Origin of the sequence: Bacillus sp. 522_BSPC, assembly GCF_001076885.1 — a bacterium.
GTDB lineage: Bacteria > Bacillota > Bacilli > Bacillales > Cytobacillaceae > Niallia > Niallia hominis.
The window spans coordinates 1-16,608 of the sequence record NZ_JVDT01000150.1; the positions used below are offsets into that span (position 1 = coordinate 1).

Below are 16,608 nucleotides of genomic sequence, written 5' to 3' on the forward strand. Positions count from 1 at the left end.
GGTGCCTAGTATAGTAAATAGGTCAAATAATTAGAAAAAAGCCACCGTTTTCATTGTAAAATGGAAGTACCTATCACAGAACTTCCAATCTTACTACCCTTACCAAGGAGATGAAAACGATGGCATATTCAATATTTAACCACATTCAAGGTAAAAAAGGAAGTCGATGGGCAGAGTTCTTGAGAGAGACAGGGACAGAAAATTTAATGTTAGTGGCGATTGATGCGGCAAAGTTTACACAAAAAGCATTGATTTGTACGTTTTATGGGGACATTTTAGTCAAACCTTTCGAGTTTGATGCTTCTATGACTGGTTTCGACTATTTAAAGAGAATCATTGAGTCGGAAAAGAATAAAAACAGACTGAAAGAAGTAGTAGTGGGGATTGAAACGACAGGGCATTATTACGAGGATCTTGTTAGAAAAAGTCATTCGCTTGGCTATCATGTTCGAACTTTGAATGCAGCTACTACTGCCCAGGAAAGACAAACCCTATTAAATTGGTCTAAGACGGATAATTTAGATCTAATGGCCATTGTTCAATCCATGATTCATGGCCGGGGGACATCCAACGAGTTAGCTTCTGGTGATGTGCTAAGCCTACAGAAACTTACACGTGCCCGACGCGAATTAGTGGGGGAACGAACAGCTACTCAAAACTTGATTCGTATGCATTTAGACCATATTTTTAGGGAATTTCAGGGGAAATCCGTCTGGGTAAAAGGAAAGCGTGAAAAAGTGGAACCATTTAGTAATTTGTTTGGAAAAGCACCTCTCTACCTCATGAGGCATTATCCCCATCCAAGCGATATTTTAAAGCTTGGGGAAAAGGGATTACGTGATCTTTCCATTCGTGAAAACTTAAAAATAAGAGACAACACCATTCAGATTCTATTAAACTATGCGGAAAATTCGATATCTCAACCCAAAGCATCTTTAGAGGGGGACATTTTTCTCCTAACTCAAAAATTGGATCGTTTTGAATTATTGAATAACCAAATTGGTGAATTAGAACGTAAAATTGAAGATTTGTTTGTTGGTATGGAGGGAGCAGTTATTCTAAGTGTTCCTGGGATAGGAGTGGTTACTGGAGCTGAATTATACGCTGAAATGGGCGATATCTCCGATTTCGAACATGCGGGGCAATTAATTAAATTGGCAGGGACCAATCCTATTGTGAAGCAATCGGGAGGGAAAAGACCATCTTATTTCTGTATTTCTAAACAAGGAAGAAGAACATTCCGAAATATCACCTACCAGGTAGGTAAATCCCTAGCTGTAAATAATCCCGAAATGAAACAAAGATATAAAGCCTTTAAGGAGCGTGGAAAACTCACGGGTCAGGCCTATATAGCCTTAGGAAACCGAATGATTCGCCTAGCCTTTTCCATGATTCGAAACCATACCTTATACCATACGGATCAAGAGAACTATGTTCTAGTAGATGAAATAAGTAAGAAGCTTAGAGTCGCTAACACAAAACGGTTTTATGAAGTCCACGTCTTGTCAAATACTTGCCTATCAGCTTAATTTAGAAGTTTATCGTACCATTATTTAACCTTTTATAAATTTATTATTGTTTGAGCTAAAATGGGGCTCCTCTAGGACGTTAGATCACATTGTATTTCGTGCCTGAGGCTTTAGACCTCGTGTGCCAGCGTTATGGATCTTGTCCTGCAAATACGAATAATACGTGAAAATCGAAGTTTATATTCGCTAGGCGGTATCCCTGTAGGATGAAACGCAAGGTCCTTTCACGCTCTAGAGGAGCCCTATAATAATACTCTGTGATGGTTGATTCTTCCTAAAAATGGAAATAGGGGACTTTTCTTAAAGTTTGTCTTTTTTCTAAGAAATTTCCATTTGACTTATTTACCATTATACGCTGGCACTTTGTTAGGCACTTTGTTATGAAAAAAATATTTAGCCTTCATACCATTATCTAGTACAATAATAATAGATTTAATTACTTATGAAAGAAGTGTTTGTGTATTGGAAGAGATAAAAAAATTGTTTATTGCATTCCCAAAGAAGACTGTATCACTGCTTGAATTAGAACAAGTGATAAAGCCATTTATTCGTAGCTATGAGGAATTTGCTCAAGTAGTGTTGGAATTGGAAGCAGAAGGAATTCTTGGAATGGTAAAAGCAAAAGGAAGAAATAGTCGAAATCCTTCACTTGCCTTTCAATATCGTATTCAAAAGAAAATGTTAGTAGATGATTATCATAAGGAATTACAATCCTACCGAAGAAACTTGCACCCATCCATTAATTTGGACGCATACTATCAAGAAGAACCTAATGTTTGGAAAAAACACTTACCTTATATCCAGAAGATTGATCAGTATTTGCAGAAGTTTTCTTTTCCAACTGAAGAAGTACCTGCTCCAGAACGGAGCTATGAATTAGTGGAAGATGAGAAATGGATAGTGGAAAAAGGAGGAAAAGAAATACTCGAGAAAATCGGTCTCTTTCATTCATTGAAAATTATCCCAGTTTCTGAACCACTCATGTTCGCAATTAATCCTATGCAAATAACAGTAGAAGAACAGTTTCATTTAATAGTTGAAAATAAGACAACCTTTCAAGGGCTACTTCCTGTATTAAAAGAAACAAAATTTTCTACATTAATCTACGGGAGTGGAAAAGCAGTAATAAAAAGTATTGAACAATTTCCTATGCAGTATCCTGTAATAGCTAAACACTATTTTTTCTACTTTGGTGATATAGATCATGAAGGCATATCCATTTGGTATTCCTTGAATGAAAAACAGAATATGATATTAGCACTTCCTTTCTATGAAGCTTGTTTGCATAAGAAATCTGCTATGGGAAAAGCATATCAAAAAAGTAGAGAAATAGCATTCAGTCAATTTTTATCCTATTTTCCTTTGGAGCAGCAACTGCAAATTCAACGCCTCTTAGAAGACGGATGCTATTATCCACAGGAAACACTTAAAACTAAGGAGTTGCAGCAAATTTGGAGGGAGTCAAATTGGACAAGCTTGAATTACAAGAAATAACGAATGGATATAGAGAACGAATGCATCGTCTCGCTTTATTTGATCCATTATATGAATTAGAAAGAAAACGAGAACAAGATCAACAAGAGTTGATGGTTGATATGAAAGGACTTGGATTGCTTTCCTTGCTTTTCTTTTTTGAGCAGAAATTAATTCGGAATTATAAAGTTGGTACAAAACAATTGGCTCGCTTTTTGCAAAAGCTAACGGAAAATCAATATATACTTGATGAGCGGGATTATGAAAGAATAGCAAGAACTATTATTCAAATATTTCGACCTACAACAGGGAGGAAACGCAGTTATTCTTATTATAATTGGGATTCAGGAAAAGAGGATATAATAGACTATTCTATTCTCAAAGCGAATAATTTTGATATGGAAACCAATACACAATATTATACGTTGGATGAAGATGGGCTTGAATTAGTGTTTGCGACGAAAGAATTTTATAGTGAATTTCAACTGTCTATTAATCAGCTTATGTTGCGGAAACAATTGGATCGAGGGGAGTTTAAAGGAGCTCTGCGCCAGATTAATGAAATGAGAATAGATGTAGAAAGTTTAGATGAACGAATTGGAAAGTTAAAACATGAGATTCAGCGGAGTATTGTTTCAGAAGAAACCTTTGCCCGCTATAAACAGCTATTAGAAGATATTTCTGCCCGATTATCAAGAGAAGATGAAGAATTTAAAGAGCTCCGCCAATTTGTAAAAGAGACAAGAGAAAGATTGTATTCCAAAGATGTTCACAAGAAGGAGCACAAAACGTATGAATTAATTCTTACCATTACAAGAGAATTAGAAGGAGTACATTATGAGCATTCAAGGTTGTTGGAACAGACACTATCCTTAAAAAATACTACGCTAGTGACTGCCCAAGAATCGCTATATTATACGGGGATACAAGCATTTAATTTCGATCAAGATATTGTTTCTCATTTGATTTCCACACCATTACCTTTTGAAGCGATGCAAGGCGTTTTGCACCCATTTTTAAAAGTGGAAGAAAATCACTTCTGGTCACCTCTAACCATTTTGGCTGAACAAAATATAAACGAAGAAAGAGAAAAACCAGTGGAGCAAGGATTAATAGAGCTAAGTAATGAAGACGAAGATGGACCTTATCGGAAAAATCTAATGAAAAAATATAAAGAGATTATGGAATTATTTTTATTTGCCTATCAGACAGGAAAGGGGAATACTTTATCTTCCTATCTTCATTTTTTAGACGAAATTGGACAATCGTCGCTCTATGAAAATCGTTATTTTTATGAATTTTGGTTAATCTTGCATCAAAGGTCACCAATTGCGCAAGGTTCTATACAGGAAGAAGAAGGAACAACCTTACTTGGTGAAGCTTTGGCACTTATAGAAAATCGTACGCTTATTGTTATAGAAGAAAAGAGTGTTATTAGACAATTTGCCCGCTATTCAATTCAAGAAATGATTATTTCTTTGGAAGGAGAAGAAAATGAATTACTCGGAACAAACGATTAAGAATGCTTTTCAAATATATACAAGATTAGTTCGGGATGGTGTAGCAGATAAAGAAGCTGTTCAGCAATATAAAGCAGATGACGAAATTCGAGGATTGCTCGATCTATTTAGTAAAGAAGTGGACTGTGTTATTGTGAATACCAGCGAACAAATGCTATTAATACCAGAAACGAAACTATCCCCCTTTCATGTTAGCAATGAATGGCTGAAGCGAAATTATTTACGTTCTGGAGCAACAAATGGAGATATTTATTTGCTTTATTTTGCGACCATCGTCCTTTTTGGTAGTTTTTACGATACCTATCAAAGCATAGAGCCCACAAGACTTTTCTTAAGATTGGATGAATGGGTGCGCTTTATTCATGAACGAATAGAGCATCTAAAGACGCATGATGAAGATACATTGAAGGAACTGGAAAAGGAGTTTTCTTATAATTGGAGTATCATTATCGAGAAATGGGAAGACATGGATGATATTAAGGAAACGGCTAAAAAGCAGGCTGGAAATACAATCAGTCGGTTTAGTTTCATGAATACGGTAAAGCGATTCTTAATTGATCAAGATTTAATCCAAGATATTGGTAATAATGAAATAACTTTAACGGAAAAGGCGAAAACAATCATTCAGCGATATTTTATGGAAGTGGAATATAATAAGGGCATTTTCGAGTTTATTTATAGCTTTAGTAAGGAGGAAAGTCATGCCATCGATTAGCAAAATCCGGTTAACGAATGTGATCTATGAAGAGGGGAATAAGCGTTACAACAATGAGATTTTTTTATTTGATGGACAAAATAGTGCGATTCTTTTAGAAAACGGCGGAGGAAAGACTGTTTTTATTCAAACTGCCCTGCAAGCTATTTTGCCTCATACAGATTTAGCAGATCGGAAAATCAAGAATACATTAATGCTTGAGAATGCTCCGGCGCATATTGCCATTGAATGGATTACCAATGATAATCCAAGACATTATGTAGTAACAGCGGTGTCGCTATTTACAACAAAACAAGGAATCGATTCACTACGCTATGTCTATGATTACGGAGAAAACGATGCAAACAGCATGGAAGAAATTCCTTTTGTGAAAGAAGGGAAAGCAGGAAAAAGAACGGCAGAAAAAGGCGAAATGCAAGACTACTATAGTTATATGCGAGAAAAATCTTTATCGGCGAGAACATTTCAGACAATTAAAGAGTATAAGCAGTATATAGAAGAACAATTTCAAATCATCACAAGTGAATGGGAAAGTATTGCGAAAATTAATAGTTCAGAAGGGGGAGTAGAAGCTTTTTTTGACGACTGCAAAAACACGAATCAATTATTTGACCGTCTATTAATACCTATAGTAGAAAATTCAATTGTTGGTCATGATACGCAGTTGTTCGCTAATACATTTGAACAACAGCATGCCAGTTTAAAAAACTATCAAAATTTAAAAGAAACATTAGAAGAAAATAAACAAATACAAAGGAAATTGGAAGATTTCACAAAAAAATATGAAGTACTTCATTTTCAAGAAAATGTTTATGAAAAAACGAAACAGTTTGTAAAAGGTCTTTATAAGGAAGCGATTAGCCAAAAAGAAAGCTACTTAGCAGAACAACAAAGTATTACAGAAAAATGGAAGGAATGGTTTTCGAGTAATCATTTATATGAAGTGAAAGAGGCTTCTTTTGATATTTTACAAGAAGAGTGGAAGTTTCAGAATTTAGATCAAGCTTATAAAGAAAGTTATCAACAAAAAAATGACAAAGAAGAAAATCTCAAGCGGTATAAAAAAGAATTTTACTCCTTAAAACTAAAAGGTTTAAAGAACGAAAAACGTGTATTAATAGAAGCGCTAACCAACATAGAAGCAGAACTGAAAATGCATGATCAAAAGGAAGAAGTGCAAGATTTTAGAGAACAATTAGTGGAAGTAAAAGCAACTTTGTTAGGGTGGTATGAAGGAGAATTTGAACGGTTAGAAAAAAATAAGCAAGAGATAAGGTATCAACTAAATCCTATAATGGATGGGATTGCTAGTAAAGAATCAAAGCAAAGAGATTTATTGGCAAGGGAGAAGGAGATAGAGGCACTTAATACACAAATTACTACGACAATTAATTATCTTAAAAAGGATATGGGGCGTATAAAACAACAAATTCTTGCCAATCCAGAACAAGAAAAAGTTGAAGCAGAGCTCTTAGTATGGCAGCATAGAGCACAGCATCTCGATCAAGAAATCATTCGTCTGGAACAGGAAATGAAGCAATTTCTGGTGGAGATAAAAGAAGCAGAGCAAAGAAAAGAAGAGGTTCAATTGCAAGTGATGAATCTGGAAAAAGAGATGGACAAAATCTCCTATAACCTGTCACTTGGAGAACAAGCAGAAAAAAAGCTAATAAAAGAACTTGCAACTCTTTATGCTGCATGGAATGCCCTTGATACAGTATATTTAAAACAAGAATCCATTGAACATAGAATTACTGAAACATTGGTGAATGTAAAGAAAGAAAAGGAGAAGTTACTGGATAAAGAAAGAATGGCCCATCGCTTTGTTGATGATTACGCGAATCAAGATATTTTCTTTGGGGATTCCTACCTTGAAAAACAGCTTTGGTCATGGAAAAATCAATTGGACTATGTAGTAACTGGAGTAGAGTATTTACAAGAATTAGATGAAGCAGAAAAGCAAGCAGCAAAACAATACCCTTTATGGCCGATTACGTTGGTTACAACACAAAAATCTAAGTTGAAGCTCCTAGATCGAATTTCCAATATGACCAAAGAGCTGCAATACCCAATTGTGGTACTTACTACTGAAGAAGCATTAACGATTCAAGATTATCAAGCAAATGAAAATTGGGTAGTGCCGTCTCACTGGCAAGCAAACTCAAGTCAAAATCATTTCGCGGAATGGAAAAAACAGGTTAGTACGATTGCGAAGGAAGCTACTCTGCTTCGTGAGGAAAAAGAATTGGAAGTGAAGAAATGGCAAGATGCCCAGCAGACATTCCGAAACTTTCTGGAAACATATCCATTTGCTCGCATAACAGAATGGAAGAATCAGCAGAATGAAGCAAAAGCTTTATTAGAGAATTTAGAGCAGCAACTTCAAAAGGAAAAAAAACTTATACTTTCTTTTCAGGATAAAGGGAAAAAGCATACAATTACGGTTAAAGATTATCGAGATGAGAAAAATGGGTTAGAAGGAAAAATCGATAAAGGGACACAATATGTACAGTACGCCAAAGAAGTTCTAGATGTCTCTAGAAAGGAAATAGATACTAGAAATCAACTCGTAGAAATAAAAAAAGAGCTTATCGGAATTGAACGACAACTAACTGATTTTAAGGAAGAGAAAGAGTATCTAGATGAACAGATAAGTAGGAATAAGGTGAGAGCAGAAATGCTTCAGCAAGAGGAGGAGTATAAATCTTTAGGAACCATTATTCCGATCTTTTCAAATGAGGATAAATCGACAATTAAAGAAAAAATGTTCTCATTAGAAATGAAAATTCGTGAAATAACGGTTGCCGAAGGAGAATTACTCGCTAAAAGAGAAGCAAATCAAAATTCTCTTAACAAAGTAAAAAATCAAATAGAAGAGTTACAAAAGGAACATCCTTATATAGATGAAACGATAGAGTTTCTAAGTGACCACAAGCTATTGCAAGATCAGTTATGGAATCAAATGCAAACTGTTGAAAGTGAAATTGAGAAACTAGTAAATGAAGTAGAGCGCAGAAACACCCGAAAAGAAAGACAACATGGTATATGGCAACTAAAAGTGAAACAATTTAAAGAGAAATTCCTAGAAGAAGTAGTTCATTTTACCAAAATAAAATCGGAAATTATGGAAGAACTAGCAATAGAAAAAGAGGCTTTACTCGAAAGAAAAGCATATTTAGAGAAAGAAGAAGCAAGAATTAAAAAGGAGTTAACTTCTATAGGTGAAGCGATTTTAGGCATGGATCTTTTTGAGGACAGTCATCATTTTAAAGCACCGCATATTGTACCATTTTCTATAGCACAGGAAGAAATACTTACCTTTACTTATAATCGCCAGAAATATATAGATAAAGTAGTGAAGGAATTAAAGCAGAATAAACAATTAGTGGAAACAGAGCAGACGGAAGTGGAAAAGTCTCGACGAAAATTCCGAGAGTTTTGTAATCGTGAAATTTCGAATATTAAGCTGCAGCAGATGGCTATCACTGGCCTAGATAATAAACAAAACTATGAAGATTTGTTAGAGTTTAAGAAAAATATGCTTCTTCGTATTGAGAAAATATCTAACTATGCCATGGAGCATATCCGTCAAAGTGACGAAGATTTACAATTTTTTATCAATCAAATCCATTCCCATTTACAAACACTGGTCGAAGAAATCAATCAAATTCCTAAGAAAACAAGAGTGAAGGTGGAAGATGATTGGAAGCAAATCTATACCTTTAAAATTCCTGAATGGGAAGAAGATGCTGGTAAGATGAGAATAAGAGACTATATTGAATGGATTTTACAACAATTGGATTCAGAAAGATTCTTAAATGACTTAGGACAACAAGATACAGTGAAAATTCGAAAAGAGACAGAGAAATGGCTGCAGACGAAACAGTTACTCCAAGTAGTAATGAGTAATGATGTTTTAAAAGTAAACTGTCGCAAAGTAACCAATGATAATAAGGTATCCACTCGGAACTACAGCTGGGAGCAAAGTAATGTCTGGTCCGGTGGGGAAAAATGGAGTAAGAATATGACTCTATTTTTAGGCATACTCAATTATGTAGCAGAAAAGAAAAAACATCAACCAACTAACCGAAAACGTAATAGGGTGGTAATTCTCGATAATCCATTCGGAAAAGCATCGAGCGACCATGTGTTAAGTCCGGTCTTTTTCGTTGCCGAACAGTTAGGATTTCAAATAATTGCGTTAACAGCACATGCAGAAGGTAAATTTTTGCAAGATTATTTTCCAATCCTTTATAGCTGCCGCTTAAGACCATCAAATGATGCTAGTAAAAAGATTATGACGAAGGAGAAATGGCTGCACCATGCATTTTTCCAAGATCATGAGCCACAAACGATTGATCGGCTTGGGGAGACGGAGCAGATGACGTTATTTGAGTAATGGAAATGGTAGCAAACAATAGTGCTTGTCACCTTATTTGGTGACAGGTACTATTGTTGTTTTCTAGAGTGGATTTTTCATAATCTATCAAAATGAAACTGGATAGCACTGTTATAATAGTTGTAATAAACTATATCTGAAGTTTGTCTCTAAGAAAAGTCTGGGTAAGTCTTCTGTGTAGTTGCTTGGACCAAATCATGCCCATAAAAAATACGAGTAGGACGTATTTCGGCCATAAGATTTTTAATTTTTCTAATCGATTCAGTAGCTATTTGTTGATCAAATGTAGCAAATGGAATGTCATCTTCATAATTTTCTTTTGTATAGGCTAAATCAATCGTCAATAAAATAGGCCCAGATTGCTTCGTAGTTACAAGAATTGATTGATGTCCAGGTGTATGACCAGGAGTGAAGAGAAGTTGAATTCCAGGCATGAGTTCATAATCTCCTTGAATGGCCTTATAATTTAAATCTGCTTGCGTGCATTCTGGTGGAGCATATCCTTCGTTTCCAATAGAAACATCCAGCTCTGCTTGCTGAACAAATATAGGTGTTTTGGGAAACAGCGGATTTCCACCAGCGTGATCCATATGTAAATGGGAAGAAATGATTGCTTGAATGTCATCTGGTTTATAGCCAATTCTATCTAATACGGAAAGAATATGATCTTCCTTTCTCATATCAGGTAAGAACAACCCTTCAAATGGCGTATAATCAAAATAACCTGGATTTTCAATAAACGATTCTGGCATACCTGTATCAATAAGGATAGGGCCATCCTTTGTTTCTAGCAGATAGGACCATATTTGTAAGGTTACAAGCTTTCCAGGCTCTAATTTTTGATTTAAAGAAGAATGATCTAGCGTTAATTTTCCTGTAGGTAACCAGTAAAGTTTTTCTATCATTTAGTACCACTCCTTAATAGTTAGAATAATCAGATTAAAAACATTATGTCATAGATTTAGCTTTTTGAACATGTATATATGCTTTAATCTTCATGGAATCTAGTAGTTCATCTACAGAAGCAGCATTTATTTCTGAATGGAGTTGCAACACCATTCAGAAATAAATGTCTTTTCTAGTGCTTGGTATTCGTTTTTCACTATAAGCAAGATGTTTATGTTTGACAATAAAAAAGGATAAGCGTAAATTATAAATTGAACAAACGTTCAAAACGATTGTTCAAATAGATGATAGTTTATTATTTTTTAAAGTAATGAATCTATTAAGGAACAGAAAGGGAGAATTTACAATGGATTTCAAACATATTACTGTTGCTGGTAGTGGAGTTTTAGGTAGTCAAATTGCCTTTCAAACTGCATTTATGGGGTATAAAGTATCCGTATACGATATAAATGAGGAAGTTCTAGAAAAAGCAAAAGATCGCCTTCAAGATTTAATGCCATACTACAAAAAAGATATCGGTTCTACGGATGCAGAGTTAAAGGAAGCTTATGGTCGTCTTTCTTTTTATTCGAACTTAGCAGATGCGGTTGAAAATGCAGATCTTGTTATTGAAGCAATCCCTGAAGTAGTCCAAATTAAAACAGATTTTTACAAACAGTTAGCCACTGTTGCTCCAGAAAAAACTATTTTTGCTACAAATTCTTCCACACTTCTACCAAGCCAATTTGTTGAAGCTACTGGACGTCCAGATAAGTTCTTAGCTCTTCATTTTGCTAATGAAATTTGGAAAAATAACACTGCGGAAATTATGAAGCATAAAGGAACTTCTGAAAGTGTTTTTGAAGAAGTAATAGCTTTTGCAAAAAGTATTGGAATGATTGCATTACCACTTCATAAAGAACAGCCAGGCTATATTTTGAACTCCTTATTAGTTCCTCTGTTAGAAGCAGCTCAAATGTTACTTGTTAATGAAGTAGCAGAAGTGGAAACAATCGATAAAACATGGATGGTAGCAACTGGAGCACCTATGGGACCATTTGCAATTCTTGATGTAGTCGGTATTACTACTGCTTATAACATTACAAAAGGAAAAGCAGATGCAACTGGAGCTGCTGAATATATAAAGTTAGCTGATAAATTAAAAGTTGATTATATTGATAAAGGAAAATTAGGACGTGCAACAGGAGAGGGATTCTATAAATATCCAAATCCAAGTTTCGCTGATCCTGACTTTTTAAAAAATAAATAAGTAGGAAAATGCCGAAAGTTCTATCCAAGTGTAAATTGACAAGTAAAAAGGACAAGCATAAACTAGTATTTTAAAAAGTTCATTATTTGTTCATGTAGGACAGGAAGAGGGAACTATGGCAAAGCAAATAGTAAATGATGAAGAAAAAAATAAACAAGTAAAAGTTCAAATATTACATGCCGCTAAGCATCTATTTTCTAAAAAGGGATATGATGGAACAACAGTGAGGCAGATATGTGAAGAGGCAAAGGTATCTCTTGCGTTGGTATCCTACCATTTTGGTGGAAAAGAAAATGTATTTTATGCACTTTTTGAACCGTTGAGAGAATCTTTTATGACGACAGAATATGATTTATCGGATTCTTTAGAGGCTTTAAAAGAATTTTGTAAAAGATTTATTCTGTATCGTCATGAAGAACATGAATTAATTAATATTTTGCAGCAGGAAATTGTAATGAATAGTCCTAGGATTGGGATGCTAAAAGATGTCTTCTTACCTTCTTGGGAACAACTTCGGGTAATATTGCTGGCATGTATGGAGCAGAAAACGATTCATTTTCCTTCAGTTGATTTAGCTATTGACTTTATTATGGGAACTTTAATGTATTCTTACCATAATAGTTTCTTAAATCGTGGGAGTTTAGATCTTACATCCGAAGAGATTGCAGATTATGCGGTGCGTTTTCTTTTACAAGGACTTATCGATCCCGAATTAAAGAGCAGGAAGTCTTCTCTTTAACAAAGATAAGGAGATTAGTAAGGGATACACTTATCCTTTAAAAGGTTGATTGGTTAAACAAACGATCGGTGAGGTATAGAAAAAAATAACCTCCTGATTGATGGTAAGTATTTTCATAAAGGGGAGTACAGTAATGAAAGCAGCCAATTTTTATGGAGCAAAAGATATCAGAATTGAAGAAACAGCAGTTCCTTCATTAGAAAGTGGTATGGTGAAAATAAAAGTTGCATTTGCAGGCATTTGTGGAAGTGATATGCATGAATATCTTGCTGGGGCATACCCTTTTCGTACCCATTCTGTATGGGGACATGAATTTTCTGGTACGGTTGTCGAAGTTGGTGAAGGTGTTTCAAAGGCTAATGTTGGAGATAGAGTCGCTGTTGAACCGTTAACACCATGTGGGAAATGTACGAACTGTAAACGAGGGTATTTCAATATATGTAAATTGGGTGGCTCTTATGGCTATACAAAATCTGGTGGATTTGCTGAATATGCAGTGGTGAACCAAGAGAATGTATATCTTTTACCAGATCAAATGAGTTTAGAGCTTGGAGCCCTTGTTGAGCCAACTTCAGTTGCTGTACATGCAGTACGTACAAGTCAGCTTCGTCTTGGTGACACTGCTGCTATATTCGGTGCAGGACCAATTGGATTACTTGTTTTACAGGCAGTAAAAGCCGCAGGAGCAAGTGAAATCTTTGTCGTTGAAGTATCTGATGAAAGACGGAAAAAAGCATTGGAATTAGGGGCAACCTATGTACTCAATCCTATGGAGCAAGATGTCAGAAGCTTTATTTTGGATAATACAGAAGGAGGAGTAGATGTTGCTTACGATGCTGCAGGTGTGGAAGCAACATTTTCAACAGGCATCGTTTCTATCCGACCAGGAGGAGAATTTAAAATAGTTAGTGTGTGGGAGAAACCAGTTTCATTTAGTCCCAATTTAATCGTTTCTCCAGAAGTAAAGGTTAGTGGGTCATTTGCCTATAATAATCTATTCCCTGAAGTTATTCGATTACTAGCACGTGGTGTGATTAATGGAAATGCAGTTATAACAAGCAAGATTGCATTGGATGATCTAGTTACAGAAGGATTGGAAAGGTTAACAAATGATCGGAGTCAGTGCAAGATTTTGGTAGAAATGAGTAGTCATTGATTTCTATCAGTTGGATTAATGTTGTGTTTTTTAGGAAATATTTTCTTTTTTTTGTTAAAAAATGTCACTAGTGTCGCATTAAAATAATTCAACATAGCTAAATAAATTAAATTTTCCGCAAATAAACTTTTCTATAAAAAAAGCCTTTATAATGGGTTGGTGGTAGTAACCTATCCAAATCCAAAATAAAGGACTAACGCATGGATAAGTTTACACGAAAAACATCATTTGAACAATGGCTTTCACCTATTTCCAACAATTTGTTGGAGGAACAAGTGAAAAACTATCATTTAAATTACTATACGAAGAAGCTGCATATGACTTCCTTTTTGAAATTACTACTATATGCACAACTCCATGAAACGGAGAGTTTGCGTGCATTAAGTGATTGCGTGTTTTCAGAAGAATTACAAAACGCCACTCAACTTGATTCCATTAGTTTCTCTCAACTGGGTAGACGATTAAATCTGGTTCCAACGGAGTTTTTCCAAACTATTTTTCTTGATTTAGTCAAGCAAATTCATCGGAAGACTGATTTTCAAGCGAGACGAAAAACGACAACACCTCTTAAAATTATTGATTCCAGTACATTACCATTAAACTTGAACAACCATAAGTGGGCAAAATTTCGAAAAACCAAATCTGGTGTGAAGCTCCATCTACGCCTCGTATTTATGGAAAAAGGTCATTCCTATCCAGATCAATCCGTGCTTACAAATGCCAACGAACATGACCGAGGCCAGCTTGAGATCCTGGTCGATGACAAAGAATGCATGTATGTGTTTGATCGTGGATACTTGGACTATGAACGATTCGATCGCATGACAGATGAAGGCTATTTCTTCGTCTCTCGACTGCGTAAAAATGCGGTTGTACGTAGCCTTGAAACACTCTCGTTACTAGAAGATTCTTCTGTGTTATCGGATGAGATGGTCGTCATTGGAACCACACAAAATCGATCGGAGAATGTTTTCCGTTTGATCAAAGTATGGGATACAAAAGGAAATGAGCTACACTTGTTAACGAATCGTTTTGATTTAAGTGCGGATGAAATCGCTGAACTTTACAAATCACGGTGGGCCATTGAACTGTTTTTCAAATGGATGAAACAGCATTTGAATATCAAAAAATTCTTTGGACAGAGTGAACAAGCTGTGCACAACCAAGTGTATATAGCGATGATCGTCTATTGCTTGAATGTACTGGCTCAACGGAACACGAAAAGTAAGCGATCGTACTTACAAATTAGTCGTTATTTGAAAGCAGCTTTATGGAAACCGGAACACATTTGGTTGAGAAAAATAGGGGGAAACACTGTCCCATAAGCCAATCACTGTCTCTATCACACTCGCCACAAGGTATAGTAAAAAAATGGATGTTTACTACCTATGTTTAATCATCTTTCTTTTTACTCAAAAGTAAGGATAATTAATAACGGAAAATTCCGTCAATTTTTATGCGACGCTAGTGAAAAAATGTAGATAATTTAATCTTATTTTCTAAGTGTCAGGCAACTGCAAAGGACAAGTGTCTTTTAGTGGTGCCTGGCTTTTGTTTTTTTTAGAACTCTACATATAGAAGAGCATTGAAATAAACATTATATCAAAGAGGAAAATGCCTTTTATGTTGATATATTTGATTTAATGTGTGGATAATATTAGAATTGAAAGAGTATGGGAAATATTAGGTGTATTATTTTTGTGAATAGATAGCACAACAAGAAAAAACAAAAAATAAGGGGATAATATGGCAGGGTATGTATTTAACTTAAATAATATGAAGTCACTTGAAAAAATTATAAATAACGGTATTTATAGTACTAACTTGACAGAGCCAACGAATAATCGCTGGTTAGCTCACCATGAAGGAACTTTAACTGACTATCTAACTATGAAAGAAGGAGATAATGTATATTTTTTTATTAAAAGAAAAATTTATGGAATAGGTATTCTTAAAAATATCAAGAATGATTGTAAATTTCTAAATTATCCTGATGCAGATATTCCTAAAATACCAATCTACGGATATATTAAAGATAGTTTGTTGTTAGATGAATCTGAAAATTCTATTAATAATAGATTTATTTGTTCATTCTATCCTTATCCCTGTTTTTTTGAAAAAGGAATTGACATGGATGACGTTTTAGCTTCTAATCCTGATAAATTTAGAATTTTAAGGGCATTCTGGAAGGTATCTTTTATAAAAATTGATGAAGAAGAAAATAAGGCTCTAAGGGATATTATATTGAAGAGAAATGAAGAGTATCTAAACATAGGGCAAGGGAAATTCTCATTTAGTGAATCGCTACGAAATAGTATAAAACATAAATTATCCGATAAGTATTCTTTAACATCAGAGAATATTTTAAAATACTCTTCTAAAGAAGATTACATAAGGCATGAGATGGCAATTGAAGCTCATATTGCTGATATTATTACCAATAATAAAGAAAGTATATTTGGAAAGTGGGATTATATTTCTCACCAAGTGATTGCTTCACCGTTTAAACCAATTGATTATATGGATAAAATGGATATGTTTGGATATAGAAATATTGAAGGTTTTGATACTATTTCTAAGTACTTATTAATAGAGATTAAAAGAGATGGTGCGAATAAAGAAGCAATTAATCAGGTGATGAAATATGTAGACTGGATTAATCAAGAATACTCTCATGGAGATTATTCAATGATTGAAGCTTTTCTTGTGGCATATGATTTTCCAGAGGAAGTAATTAAGGAGAGAGAGAATATTTGCAAGCGGAATTATATTAAAGGAAGACGTCCCACAGAATCTGCTGAATGGAGAAATGTAAGATTCATCAAATATAAATATGATAAAAATACAAACAGACTAGTTTTTGAAGAAGTATAAGAATAAAGAGGGTGGGACAAAACAAAATAACTAATCATTAAAGACGAA

At 34.7% G+C, this 16,608-nt stretch carries 11 protein-coding genes; 10 read left to right on the plus strand and 1 reads right to left on the minus strand.

Annotation, left to right across the window (positions count from 1 at the left end):
- Positions 1-119 precede the first annotated feature (119 nt).
- From ADJ83_RS12060 to ADJ83_RS12080, 5 genes are all read left to right on the plus strand, one after another.
- Positions 120-1,529: an IS110 family transposase gene (locus tag ADJ83_RS12060; RefSeq protein WP_016205067.1), complete on the plus strand. Its 1,410-nt coding sequence runs from the start codon at positions 120-122 to the stop codon at positions 1,527-1,529.
- A gap of 462 nt (positions 1,530-1,991) precedes the next feature.
- Complete coding sequence (locus ADJ83_RS12065; protein WP_048717813.1) at positions 1,992-3,023, plus strand: Wadjet anti-phage system protein JetD domain-containing protein; 1,032 nt, start codon at positions 1,992-1,994, stop codon at positions 3,021-3,023.
- Complete coding sequence (locus ADJ83_RS12070; RefSeq protein WP_035416739.1) at positions 2,996-4,522, plus strand: hypothetical protein; 1,527 nt, start codon at positions 2,996-2,998, stop codon at positions 4,520-4,522. The genes ADJ83_RS12065 and ADJ83_RS12070 overlap by 28 nt, the downstream gene beginning before the upstream one ends.
- Positions 4,497-5,237 carry a DUF6063 family protein gene (locus ADJ83_RS12075; protein ID WP_048717814.1) on the plus strand — a complete coding sequence of 247 codons (741 nt, stop codon included), beginning with the start codon at positions 4,497-4,499 and terminating at the stop codon, positions 5,235-5,237. The genes ADJ83_RS12070 and ADJ83_RS12075 overlap by 26 nt, the downstream gene beginning before the upstream one ends.
- Positions 5,224-9,636: a hypothetical protein gene (locus ADJ83_RS12080; RefSeq protein ID WP_048717815.1), complete on the plus strand. Its 4,413-nt coding sequence runs from the start codon at positions 5,224-5,226 to the stop codon at positions 9,634-9,636. Before ADJ83_RS12075 ends, ADJ83_RS12080 begins: the two co-directional genes overlap by 14 nt.
- A gap of 149 nt (positions 9,637-9,785) precedes the next feature.
- On the opposite strand, the gene aiiA is transcribed toward ADJ83_RS12080, so the two are convergent.
- Positions 9,786-10,541 (minus strand): quorum-quenching N-acyl homoserine lactonase AiiA, encoded by a 756-nt coding sequence (gene aiiA, locus ADJ83_RS12085; protein ID WP_048717817.1) that lies wholly within the window; start codon positions 10,539-10,541, stop codon positions 9,786-9,788.
- A gap of 347 nt (positions 10,542-10,888) precedes the next feature.
- On the opposite strand from aiiA, the gene ADJ83_RS12090 reads away from it, so the two are divergent.
- The 5 genes from ADJ83_RS12090 to ADJ83_RS12110 all read left to right on the plus strand — a co-directional run bounded on the left by ADJ83_RS12090 (position 10,889) and on the right by ADJ83_RS12110 (position 16,560).
- Positions 10,889-11,791 (plus strand): 3-hydroxyacyl-CoA dehydrogenase, encoded by a 903-nt coding sequence (locus ADJ83_RS12090; RefSeq protein ID WP_031539941.1) that lies wholly within the window; start codon positions 10,889-10,891, stop codon positions 11,789-11,791.
- A 115-nt stretch (positions 11,792-11,906) separates the two neighbouring features.
- Complete coding sequence (locus tag ADJ83_RS12095) at positions 11,907-12,530, plus strand: TetR family transcriptional regulator (RefSeq protein WP_031537996.1); 624 nt, start codon at positions 11,907-11,909, stop codon at positions 12,528-12,530.
- A gap of 133 nt (positions 12,531-12,663) precedes the next feature.
- Complete coding sequence (locus ADJ83_RS12100) at positions 12,664-13,686, plus strand: 2,3-butanediol dehydrogenase (RefSeq protein ID WP_048717819.1); 1,023 nt, start codon at positions 12,664-12,666, stop codon at positions 13,684-13,686.
- 200 nt (positions 13,687-13,886) lie between these two features.
- A complete protein-coding gene (locus ADJ83_RS12105; protein ID WP_048717821.1) occupies positions 13,887-15,011 on the plus strand; it encodes an IS4 family transposase in 1,125 nt (374 codons plus the stop codon).
- A gap of 421 nt (positions 15,012-15,432) precedes the next feature.
- The gene (locus tag ADJ83_RS12110) at positions 15,433-16,560 is read left to right on the plus strand and encodes an endonuclease NucS (protein WP_031537994.1); all 1,128 of its coding nucleotides are present in this window, start codon (positions 15,433-15,435) and stop codon (positions 16,558-16,560) included.
- Positions 16,561-16,608: the final 48 nt, after the last annotated feature.

Bases quoted from the DNA above. Each gene is read 5' to 3' on its own strand.
- ADJ83_RS12060 (WP_016205067.1), top strand. From the start codon at position 120: ATGGCATATTCAATATTTAACCACATTCAAGGTAAAAAAGGAAGTCGA.
- ADJ83_RS12075 (WP_048717814.1), top strand. From the start codon at position 4,497: ATGAATTACTCGGAACAAACGATTAAGAATGCTTTTCAAATATATACA.
- ADJ83_RS12080 (WP_048717815.1), top strand. From the start codon at position 5,224: ATGCCATCGATTAGCAAAATCCGGTTAACGAATGTGATCTATGAAGAG.
- aiiA (WP_048717817.1), bottom strand. From the start codon at position 10,541: ATGATAGAAAAACTTTACTGGTTACCTACAGGAAAATTAACGCTAGAT.
- ADJ83_RS12090 (WP_031539941.1), top strand. From the start codon at position 10,889: ATGGATTTCAAACATATTACTGTTGCTGGTAGTGGAGTTTTAGGTAGT.
- ADJ83_RS12095 (WP_031537996.1), top strand. From the start codon at position 11,907: ATGGCAAAGCAAATAGTAAATGATGAAGAAAAAAATAAACAAGTAAAA.
- ADJ83_RS12100 (WP_048717819.1), top strand. From the start codon at position 12,664: ATGAAAGCAGCCAATTTTTATGGAGCAAAAGATATCAGAATTGAAGAA.
- ADJ83_RS12105 (WP_048717821.1), top strand. From the start codon at position 13,887: ATGGATAAGTTTACACGAAAAACATCATTTGAACAATGGCTTTCACCT.
- ADJ83_RS12110 (WP_031537994.1), top strand. From the start codon at position 15,433: ATGGCAGGGTATGTATTTAACTTAAATAATATGAAGTCACTTGAAAAA.